10 protein-coding genes and 1 pseudogene are annotated in these 8,945 nt (G+C 70.9%); 8 read left to right on the top strand and 3 right to left on the bottom strand.

Going from position 1 to position 8,945, the window contains the following annotated elements:
- Window positions 1-14: 14 nt before the first annotated feature.
- The 5 genes from ARC20_RS16510 (at window position 15) to ARC20_RS16530 (ending at window position 4,341) form a co-directional block, all read left to right on the top strand.
- Window positions 15-989 (top strand): cation diffusion facilitator family transporter, encoded by a 975-nt coding sequence (locus ARC20_RS16510; RefSeq protein WP_057649109.1) that lies wholly within the window; start codon window positions 15-17, stop codon window positions 987-989.
- A 60-nt stretch (window positions 990-1,049) separates the two neighbouring features.
- A complete protein-coding gene (locus ARC20_RS16515; RefSeq protein ID WP_146165876.1) occupies window positions 1,050-1,847 on the top strand; it encodes a hypothetical protein in 798 nt (265 codons plus the stop codon).
- An 83-nt stretch (window positions 1,848-1,930) separates the two neighbouring features.
- Window positions 1,931-3,295: an Hsp70 family protein gene (locus ARC20_RS16520; protein ID WP_057649112.1), complete on the top strand. Its 1,365-nt coding sequence runs from the start codon at window positions 1,931-1,933 to the stop codon at window positions 3,293-3,295.
- Between the two features lie 90 nt (window positions 3,296-3,385).
- Window positions 3,386-3,913 (top strand): DUF1993 domain-containing protein, encoded by a 528-nt coding sequence (locus ARC20_RS16525; protein ID WP_057649122.1) that lies wholly within the window; start codon window positions 3,386-3,388, stop codon window positions 3,911-3,913.
- Window positions 3,914-4,155: 242 nt separating this feature from the next.
- Window positions 4,156-4,341 carry a hypothetical protein gene (locus ARC20_RS16530; protein ID WP_057649113.1) on the top strand — a complete coding sequence of 62 codons (186 nt, stop codon included), beginning with the start codon at window positions 4,156-4,158 and terminating at the stop codon, window positions 4,339-4,341.
- A gap of 33 nt (window positions 4,342-4,374) precedes the next feature.
- Here the strand turns inward: ARC20_RS16530 and ARC20_RS16535 are convergent, their stop codons facing one another.
- From ARC20_RS16535 to ARC20_RS16545, 3 genes are read right to left on the bottom strand one after another with little or no spacing between them, the layout of a single operon-like run.
- Window positions 4,375-5,256: a DUF4097 family beta strand repeat-containing protein gene (locus tag ARC20_RS16535; RefSeq protein ID WP_057649123.1), complete on the bottom strand. Its 882-nt coding sequence runs from the start codon at window positions 5,254-5,256 to the stop codon at window positions 4,375-4,377.
- A gap of 34 nt (window positions 5,257-5,290) precedes the next feature.
- Window positions 5,291-5,863 carry a hypothetical protein gene (locus ARC20_RS16540; protein WP_057649114.1) on the bottom strand — a complete coding sequence of 191 codons (573 nt, stop codon included), beginning with the start codon at window positions 5,861-5,863 and terminating at the stop codon, window positions 5,291-5,293.
- Window positions 5,860-6,429: an RNA polymerase sigma factor gene (locus ARC20_RS16545; protein ID WP_057649115.1), complete on the bottom strand. Its 570-nt coding sequence runs from the start codon at window positions 6,427-6,429 to the stop codon at window positions 5,860-5,862. Before ARC20_RS16545 ends, ARC20_RS16540 begins: the two co-directional genes overlap by 4 nt.
- 131 nt (window positions 6,430-6,560) lie before the next feature.
- On the opposite strand from ARC20_RS16545, the gene ARC20_RS16550 reads away from it, so the two are divergent.
- The 3 genes and pseudogenes from ARC20_RS16550 to ARC20_RS16560 form a co-directional block, all read left to right on the top strand.
- Window positions 6,561-6,812, top strand: coding sequence for a hypothetical protein (locus ARC20_RS16550; RefSeq protein ID WP_108143555.1), 252 nt, complete (start codon window positions 6,561-6,563; stop codon window positions 6,810-6,812).
- Between the two features lie 71 nt (window positions 6,813-6,883).
- A complete protein-coding gene (locus ARC20_RS16555) occupies window positions 6,884-8,584 on the top strand; it encodes an AMP-binding protein (protein ID WP_057649117.1) in 1,701 nt (566 codons plus the stop codon).
- A 30-nt stretch (window positions 8,585-8,614) separates the two neighbouring features.
- Window positions 8,615-8,945 (top strand): annotated as a pseudogene (locus ARC20_RS16560) (mechanosensitive ion channel family protein); the annotation flags it as partial.

An 8,945-nucleotide genomic window follows, 5' to 3' on the forward strand; every position in this document is an offset into this window, starting at 1 on the left:
TTCGCCCCTCCCGCATGGAGCCCGCCGTGAGCGCCTCGCACGGTTCCCGTTTCGTCGTCTACGTCGCCCTGTTCGGCAACCTCGGCATCGCGATCGCCAAGTTCGCCGCCGCCGCGATCTCCGGCAGCTCGGCGATGCTCAGCGAAGGCGTGCATTCGCTGGTGGACACCATCAACGAAGTGTTGCTGCTGCACGGCCTGCGCCGCGCCGAGCGCACGCCCACGCCCACGCATCCGTTCGGCTATGGGCGCGAACTGTATTTCTGGAGCTTCATCGTCGCGCTGCTGGTATTCGCGATGGGCGCGGGCGTGTCGCTGTACGAAGGCGTGCAGCACCTGCGCCACCCGGAGCCGGCGCGCAACCACGGGCTGGCCTATGCGGTGCTGGGCATCTCCTTCGCCTTCGAAGGCACCTCGTGGTGGGTGGCGCTGCGCGAGTTCCGCCGGCGCAAGGGCGCGCTCGGCTACTTCGAGGCATTCCGCCAGAGCAAGGACCCGAGCACCTTCACCGTGCTGCTGGAAGACACCGCCGCGCTGCTCGGCCTGCTGATGGCCTTCGCCGGCCTGTTCGCCGCGCAGTGGTTCGACATGCCGCAGCTCGACGGCATGGCGTCGATCGGCATCGCGGGCGTGCTCGGCGTCACCGCCTTCCTGCTCGCGCGCGAGACGAAAGGCCTGCTGATCGGCGAGCCGGCGTATCCGCGCGTGGCCGAATCGCTGCTGGCCATCGCCGCGCGCGATGCCGACGTGCGCGCGGCCAACGGCGTGCTGACCATGCAGATGGGGCCCAACCAGGTGGTGGCCGCGCTCAGCGCCGAGTTCGAAGACAGCCGCACCACGCCGCAGATCGAGGCGTGCATCGGGCGCATCGAACAGGCCGCGCGGCAAACGCACCCGGAGCTGGTCGCGCTGTTCGTCAAGCCGCAGACGCCGGAGGTGTGGCAGGCGCGGCGCGATGCGATGGAGCAGGCCGCCGCGCGCGAGGCCTGAAACTTGCGCGGTCACCGGCCCCGGTTAGACTCGGCGCATCCACGACCGGGAAGCCAGGGAATGCGCACTCGTCGATTCGTCATGCTGCACTTCGCGTTGCTCGCCGGCGCGATGTCCCTCCCCGCCGCCGCGCAGGACGCGCCGCCGCGCACACCGCCCGCACCGAACTGCCTGGATGCGCGCGAGGTGGCCGAGATGCGCCAGCCCGATCCGCGCACGCTGGCCGTCGCCACCACCGACAAGCGCTACTACCGCCTCGGCCTGCAGCAGGATTGCCCGGGCCTGGAAGGCGACAGCGAAGCCTCCCTGTGGGGCCGCGAGGGCTGGATCTGCGGCGGCGGCCGCGAGTTTGCGCGCGGGGCGGGACGCGATTGCCCGATCGTGTCCAGCCAGGCCGGCGACGCCGCCGCCTACGCCCGCGACGCACGCCTGGCCGACCAGAACGGCCCGCGCACACTGGCCACGGTGGAGGTGCGCGGCAAGCAGCAGCGCCCCGGCCAACGCGGCTTCCGCGGCACCACCAGCTACTGCTTCGCGCCACGCTACATGCGCGCGTGGAGCGAAGACCCGCAGGGCGTGGTGGTCGAAGTCTCGCCGGTACACAGCGGCGGCAACCGCTACTACCGGGTGGAACTGGCCAGCAGCTGCCCGGCGCTGGCCAACGCCACCACCATCAACTTCGTCTCCGGCATGGACCTGGGCATCATCTGCGGCAACGCGGGCGATGCGCTGGTGGTGCAGCAGCGCTCGCTGACCGCGGCCGGCGGCTCGCAACATCCGATGTTCTCGCGGCCGGGCGGCATGCCGCTGAGCATCCGCGACCGCTGCACGGTGTCGGCGGTGTATCCGCGCCCCTGAACGTCGCCGCCCTCGCCGGGCGGCGTGTCCCGGTAGAATGCGCGGCCCGCGGCGTGGCCGTGCCGTTCTTTCGGATTTCCTCCATGCGCCTGGGCATCGACTTCGGCACCAGCAACTCCGCCGCCGCCGCGGTGATCGACGGCGAAGTCGCGCCGGTACGCTTTCCCGCCGCGCACGGCGAGGCGCTGCAGTTCCGCACCACGGTGTACTTCCCCGAGGTGATGCGCGACCCCAACGATTTCGCGTTGACCCCGGCGATGGAACATGAGGTCGAACGGCTCGTGGATGCCGGCCGCCGCGATGCGCTCGCCGCCGGCCGCCCGCGCGAGGAAGCCGCGCTGCGCCGCGACGCCGTGCGCGTGGTACGCCGCGACTGGATGGAGCACTCGGTGCGCGAGCCAGCCAGTTCGGCGGCGCTGCTGCAGAACGCGGTCTACGGCGACGAAGCGCTGGAAGCCTATTTCCTCGAGAACGAAGGCAACCTGGTGCAGAGCCCGAAGTCGATGCTCGGCTACAGCCTGCACCCGCGCGCGCGCCAGACCATCACCGGCATCGCCAGCCACATCCTCGAACACATCCGCCTGACCGCCTCGCGCCAGTTCGACCACAACATCCGCCGCGCGCTGATCGGCCGGCCGGTGCGTTTCCGCAGTTCGATCGGCGAGGCGGGCAACGCGCAGGCGCTGGAGATCCTCGGCGAGGCGGCGCGCGACGCCGGCTTCGACGACATCGACTTCCTCGAGGAGCCCTCGGCGGCCGCCATGCACCACCATGCCGGCAGCGCGCAGCGCCACGAGGCGGTGATCGTGGATATCGGCGGCGGCACCACCGATATCGCCCACGCCAGCGTCGGCGGCGACAGCGTGCCGCAGGTGCATCGCGCCTGGGGTATCGCGCGCGGCGGTACCGATATCGACCTGGCACTGAGCCTGGCCGGCTTCATGCCGCTGTTCGGGCGCGGCATCACCCGCGTGCCGGCGCACCATTACGTCGAGGCGGCGATGGTGCAGGACCTGCCGCGCCAGCGCGATTTCCGCCAGCACCGCTATGACGGCGTGCCCGATCCGTTCGAGGCGCGCCTGCGCGCCCTGCAGGAAGCGGGCAATACCGCGCGCCTGTACCGCGCGGTGGAGCGCAGCAAGATCGCGCTGAGCGATGCGCCGCGGCATGCCGAATCGCTGGACTTCATCGAAGCCGGGCTGGGCACGGACATTGCCGATGCGGCGCTGGTGGCCGCGGCCGGCCCGTACCTGGACGAACTGGAAGCGCTGCTGCGCGAGGTGGTGGCCGACATCGGCCACGCGCCCGGCGTGGTCTTCCTCACCGGCGGCATGTCGCGCGCCGGCTACGTGCGCGAGCGCGTGATGGCCTGCTTCCCCGGCGCGCGCCTGGTGCAGGGCGATCCGTCCTTCGGCGTGGTGCGCGGCCTGGCGCTGGCGGCGGCCTGAGCCCCGCAACAGTGTGTGCGGAAAGCGTCGCGGGGCGGCGACGGCGGGCCGGCTATGCTGCGCGCTTCCTTCCGCCCCGGGGCGCCCGCCATGTCGTTGTCCTACTACCAGGCTTCCGTGCCCGTGCTCGCGCACGGCCTTCGCCAGCTCTCCCACCTGCTCGACAAGGGCAAGGCGCATGTCGCCTCGCATGGCCATGACCCGGCCACGCTGATCGACGCGCGCCTGGCCGAGGACATGTACCCGCTCTCCGCCCAGGTGCAGCGCGCCTGCGATACCGCCAAGCTCACCGTGCAGCGCCTGTCCGGCGTGGAAGCGCCGCGCATGGAGGACAACGAGCGCACCTTCGCCGAGCTGCACAAGCGCATCGACGCCACCCTCGCCTACCTGGAATCGGTGCCGGCCGAAGCGTTCGCCACCGAGCGCGAGATCGTGCTGAAGTTCGGCCCGATGCAGGCGCGTTTCGACAGCGGCCGCTACCTCACCGAGTTCGCGCTGCCGAACTTCTTCTTCCACATCACCACGGCCTACGGGATCCTGCGCCATGGCGGGGTGTCGATCGGCAAGCTCGACTATCTGGGCCGGATCGGCGAGGTCGCGCCCGCGTCGGGTAGCTGAAGCCGCGCCCGCGACCGGCCAGGCGCCCATTCAGGTGGAGATTAACGAAGCTCTACAGGGTGAGGCGTAGCCTATGGCCTACGGCGCCTTCCTGTGCCGTCGACGCCCCGGCGTCCCCTCGCGTGACCCCGCCTTGCGCCCGCTGCCGGCCTTCGCCGGCGGCCCGGCATCACCCCAAGGCCCGGCCGCGCCCCTTGCCGGCCTGTTTCGCCGGCTTCCCTGCCCCACAGGAGAATCGTTCCATGCCACGTTCCAGCAAGCAGAAGGTCCAGCCCACCGTGTCGCGCGGCGACGCCAAGGCCCAGCCGCTCAACCGCGAGCGCATCGCCGCCGACCTGGCCGCGTTCCGCAAGTCCGGTGGCCGCATCGAAGTGCTGCCGACCTTCTTCCGTCCCGGCCGTCCGGCCAACGACCACGACGCGGACTGATTCCGCGCCTGGCCTTCCCTGCGGCGGCGGCGCTCAGCCGCCGCGCCGCACCCGCACCGAACCCGAGTGCGAGTTGATGTCGATATCGCCGTTGCCACTGCCCAGGCGCACGTCCAGGTGACGGCCCGGGCCGTACTCCGGCCGCTCCACTTCGCCGGCATCGCTCTCGATGTCGCCGCTGAAGGTCTGCACGCCCAGCTGCGCTGACACGTCCTTCGGCAAACGCAGGCCGATGCTGCCGCTCACCGTCTGCAGGTCGATGCTGCCGCCCGGCGCGAAACGCGCCAGGCTCAGGTCCATGCCGCCGGAGACGGTTTCCGCGCGCAGCCGCGAGATCTGCCCGGCCTCCAGGCCGATGCTGCCGCTCACCGTCTGCAGCGAGACATCGCCACCGGGGCCGCCTTCGGCACGCAAGCGGCCACTCACCGTATTGGCGCGCAGGCGCTCGGTCGCCACGCGCGAGGTCAGCCCGCCACTCACCGTGGACAACTGCGATTCGCGCGCCTTGCCCTGCGCACTGAGGTTGCCCGAGACCGTCTGCGCCTGCAGCCGGCCCAGGTCCACGCCCGACACGTCCAGCCCGGCGCTCACCGTCTGCGCCTGCAGGTCCACGCCACGCGGCACGCGCAGCTCCAGGCGGGCGCCGTCCGAGCGACGGCTCTGCGGATAGACCACCCGCAGCTGCACGCGATTGGCGCTGCTCTGCACGTCCAGGCGCTGGCCTTCGCCGAGTTCGCCGGTGAGGCTGACCTCGTTGCGATCCCAGCCGATCACCCGCACCTGGCCGGCGACGTTGTCGATTTCCACGCGTCCGCCGGCCGACAGCGGGTGGCTTTCGTTGACCGCGGTCTGCGCGGCGGCGGGGCCGGCCCAGGCGGCGGCGAACAACAGGGCGGTGAGCGGCAGGGCTTTCATCTTGGGCTCCATCGTGGTGCGGTCTGGTCGGGTATCAGGTGGTGCCGGCCGGCGGGGCGAAGGCCGCCATGCGGGTCAGTTCGAGGCGTTTGTCATAGGTACGGCGCAGCTGGCCGAGCAGGTAGCCGGCCTCCGGCTGCTGGCGCAGGGCGTCGCGGATCTGCGCTTCGCTCTGGTCCAGCGTGTGCAGGGCCGGCTGGAGTTCGGCCGGCACCGGCGCGCGCGGCAGCGTGGCCAGGGCGCGCTGGTATTCGAGCGTCAAGGCATCGGCCTGCGCGAGCAGCGGAATATCCTGCGGCGCCTGCGCGACCTGCACCGGCGGTGCGCTATCCGGCGCGGACATCCGCGAAGGCACCAGCAGGAAGGCCACCGCGGCCAGCGAGGCGGCCGCGGCCAGGCTCACCGGCAAGTGCCAGCGGCGGCGGCTGGCCGGCAGGCGGGCCACCGGGGCAATCGTGAGCACCGGACGCGGCGCGGCCACGGGCGTCTCGTCCATCGCCGCCCGGATGCCTTCCCACACCGCCGGCGGCGGCATGCGCTGGTCCGGCAGCGCGCGCAGGCGGGCCTGCAGGGCGTCGTCTTCGCGGTCGTCGAAGGGATGGTTCATGCGGCTTCTCCCATGCGCGCGCGGAGCAGTCCGCGGGCGCGATGCAGTTGTGCTTTCGAGCTGCCGACGGCCATCTCCAGCGCCTCGGCGATTTCATGGTGTTTCCAGCCTTCCACGTCGTGCAGCACCAGCACGGCACGGGCGCGCGGCGGCAGCGTTTCCAGCGCGCGTTCCAGGTCGATGCGCTGCGCGGGGCAGGCCTCGCGCGCCGGCAGGTCGGCCAGCACGGCGTCGTCCGTGGATTCGCCTTCGCTGCCGCGGGCGCGCAGCTCCATCAGCGCGGTATTGACCGCCAGCCGGTGCAGCCAGGTTGCCAGCGCGCTTTCGAAGCGGAACTGCGGCAGCGCGCGCCAGGCGCGGATGAAGGTGTCCTGCAATACGTCGTCGGCGCGCGCGGCCTGGCCGCCGCACAGGCGCCACACCACCGCATACAGCCGCGGCGAATGCCGGCGGTAGATCGCTTCATAGGCATGCCGGTCCCCGGCCGCGGCGGCGCGGGCGAGGCTGTCGTCATCGGGGCCGATGGCGGTGGCGGGGGCGGTCAGGGGCACGGTGGCGTCGAGCATATCGCTTGGATGTGCCGGGGCGCGGAAAGGTTTAAACGCCGGGCGGGAATTTTCGTTTTAAACCTTCCGGGCATCGGCCGCATCCAAGCTGCAACCGACGCGCCCCCGCCGCGTCCCTCGAAGGATCGACCATGGCCCCTTCCCTGCTTGGCATGCTGCTGCTGGTATGCCCCCACCACTGCGAGGTGCCGCTGCCCGGCGGGGCGCTGGAGCTACGGGCGCAGGCCTCCGCCTGGCAGTGGTGCCTGCGTGCCGATACCGCCACGCCGTGGCGGCTGTGCGACGACGAATGGCCCGCCTGGATGCGCGCCCGCCTGGATGCCGCGCGACGCCACCTGCAGGCCGGCACGCCGCTGGATCCCGGAACGCCGCAGGCCGCCTGACGCATCGCGGAAGTTGGCAGGAGCAGGCGCGCGTTTTATGGTCGGGACGCCCTCTCTCCCGCACCGCGCCCATGTCCCTGCCGATTCGCGAACCCGCGCCCAGCCATGTCATCGGCCACGGCGACGCCCCCTTGCTCGGAGACACCATCGGCGGGCTGCTGGCGCGCATCGCGGCGCGGTGGCCCGACCACCCCGCCCTGGTGGTGCCGGCGCAGGGCGTGCGCATCGACTACGCCACGCTGGACGCGGTGGTCACGCGGCTGGCCGCCGGCATGCTGAAGCTGGGATTGGAAGCCGGCGATCGCATCGGCATCTGGTCGCTCAACCGCGCCGAATGGGTGCTGATGCAGTTCGCCAGCGCGCGTGCCGGCCTGGTACTGGTGAACATCAACCCGGCGTACCGCAGCCATGAACTCGAATACGCGCTCAACCTGTCCGGTTGCCGCGCGCTGGTGATGGCGCAGCGCTTCAAGAGTTCCGACTACCCCGCCACGCTGGCGCAACTGGCACCCGAACTGGCCGAATCCACGCCGGGCGAATTGCACAGCGCGCGGCTGCCCGCATTGCGCCACGTAATCCTGCTCGGCGACGAGGCCGCCCTGCCCGGCATGTGGCGCTTCAACGACGTGGCGCTGTGCCGCGACGCGGCCGCGCTGGCGCATGTGCGCGTACTGCAGGACACGCTGCACCCGAACGATGCGATCAACATCCAGTTCACCTCCGGCACCACCGGCTCGCCGAAGGGCGCGACGCTGAGCCACCGCAACATCGTCAACAACGGCTATTTCATCGGCGAGCAGATGCGCCTGCGGCCGCGGGACCGCCTGTGCATCCCGGTGCCGTTCTATCACTGTTTCGGCATGGTGCTGGGCAACCTGGCCTGCGTGACCCACGGCGCGTGCATGGTGGTGCCCGGCGAAGGCTTCGATGCGCTGGCCACGCTACAGACCGTGCAGGCCGAGCGCTGCACGGCGCTGCATGGCGTGCCGACGATGTTCATCGCGATGCTGGAGCATCCGCGGTTCGCGGAATTCGACCTGTCCACGCTGCGCACCGGCATCATGGCCGGCTCGCCCTGCCCGGTGGAGGTGATGCGCCAGGTGGTCTCGCGCATGCACATGGACCAGGTGACGATCGCCTACGGGATGACCGAGACCAGCCCGGTGAGTTTCCAGACCAATCCGGACGACCCGCTGGAACGTCGCGTGGATTCGGTAGGCCGCGTGCATCCGCACGTGGAAGTGCGCATCGTCGACGAGGAGGGCCGCGTGGTGCCGCGTGGCGAGACCGGCGAGCTGCAGACGCGCGGTTATTCGGTGATGCGCGGCTATTGGCACGACCCGGTGCGCACCGCCGAGGCGCTGGATGCGGAAGGCTGGATGCATACCGGCGACCTGGCGACGCTGGACGAGGACGGCTATTGCCGCATCGTGGGGCGATTGAAGGACATGCTGATCCGCGGCGGCGAGAACATTTATCCACGCGAGATCGAGGAGTTCCTCTACGGGCATCCGGACATCGCCGACGTGCAGGTGTTCGGGGTGCCGGACGATAAATTCGGCGAGGAAGTGTGCGCGTGGATCCGCCGCCGCGAGGGCGCGCAACTGGACGCCGAGACGGTGCGTGATTACTGCCGCGCGCGCATCGCCTACTACAAGGTGCCGCGCTACGTGGAGTTCGTGGAGGAATTCCCGATGACGATCACCGGCAAGGTGCAGAAGTACCTGATGCGCGAGGTGATGGCCGAACGGCTGGCGCAGACGAAGGGCTAGAATGACGCGTCGCTTCCGGATACTCGCCGCATGCCATCGTTCGCACTGATCCGCAGTTTGTTCCCGCGCATGGAAGGCCGCCTGGCCGGGGTGCTGGAGACGGCGCTGGCGATCGTGGTGATCGTGGCGGTGGCCTTGCTGGCGCGGGCGATCCTGCGCCGGCTGGTGCGTCGCCTGCAGCGCAAGTATGCGCTGCCGCCGGAGGTGGACATCGGCATCCGGCGCACCGGCAGCGTGCTGATCAGCGTGGCGGCGTTGCTGGCGATCCTCTACACGATCGGGGTGACGCCGGCGGTGCTGTGGACGGCGTTCACCGGCTTCGCGGCGGTGGGCGCGGTGGCGTTCTTCGCGGCGGGGGGCC

The organism is Stenotrophomonas panacihumi, from assembly GCF_001431645.1.
In the GTDB taxonomy this organism is placed as follows: Bacteria; Pseudomonadota; Gammaproteobacteria; order Xanthomonadales; family Xanthomonadaceae; genus Stenotrophomonas_A; species Stenotrophomonas_A panacihumi.

Excerpts from the sequence above, each read along its gene's own strand:
- ARC20_RS16515 (WP_146165876.1), top strand. The coding sequence starts at position 1,050 with ATGCGCACTCGTCGATTCGTCATGCTGCACTTCGCGTTGCTCGCCGGC.
- ARC20_RS16520 (WP_057649112.1), top strand. The coding sequence starts at position 1,931 with ATGCGCCTGGGCATCGACTTCGGCACCAGCAACTCCGCCGCCGCCGCG.
- ARC20_RS16540 (WP_057649114.1), bottom strand. The coding sequence starts at position 5,863 with ATGAACCATCCCTTCGACGACCGCGAAGACGACGCCCTGCAGGCCCGC.
- ARC20_RS16530 (WP_057649113.1), top strand. The coding sequence starts at position 4,156 with ATGCCACGTTCCAGCAAGCAGAAGGTCCAGCCCACCGTGTCGCGCGGC.
- ARC20_RS16535 (WP_057649123.1), bottom strand. The coding sequence starts at position 5,256 with ATGAAAGCCCTGCCGCTCACCGCCCTGTTGTTCGCCGCCGCCTGGGCC.
- ARC20_RS16545 (WP_057649115.1), bottom strand. The coding sequence starts at position 6,429 with ATGCTCGACGCCACCGTGCCCCTGACCGCCCCCGCCACCGCCATCGGC.
- ARC20_RS16510 (WP_057649109.1), top strand. The coding sequence starts at position 15 with ATGGAGCCCGCCGTGAGCGCCTCGCACGGTTCCCGTTTCGTCGTCTAC.
- ARC20_RS16525 (WP_057649122.1), top strand. The coding sequence starts at position 3,386 with ATGTCGTTGTCCTACTACCAGGCTTCCGTGCCCGTGCTCGCGCACGGC.
- ARC20_RS16550 (WP_108143555.1), top strand. The coding sequence starts at position 6,561 with ATGGCCCCTTCCCTGCTTGGCATGCTGCTGCTGGTATGCCCCCACCAC.
- ARC20_RS16555 (WP_057649117.1), top strand. The coding sequence starts at position 6,884 with ATGTCCCTGCCGATTCGCGAACCCGCGCCCAGCCATGTCATCGGCCAC.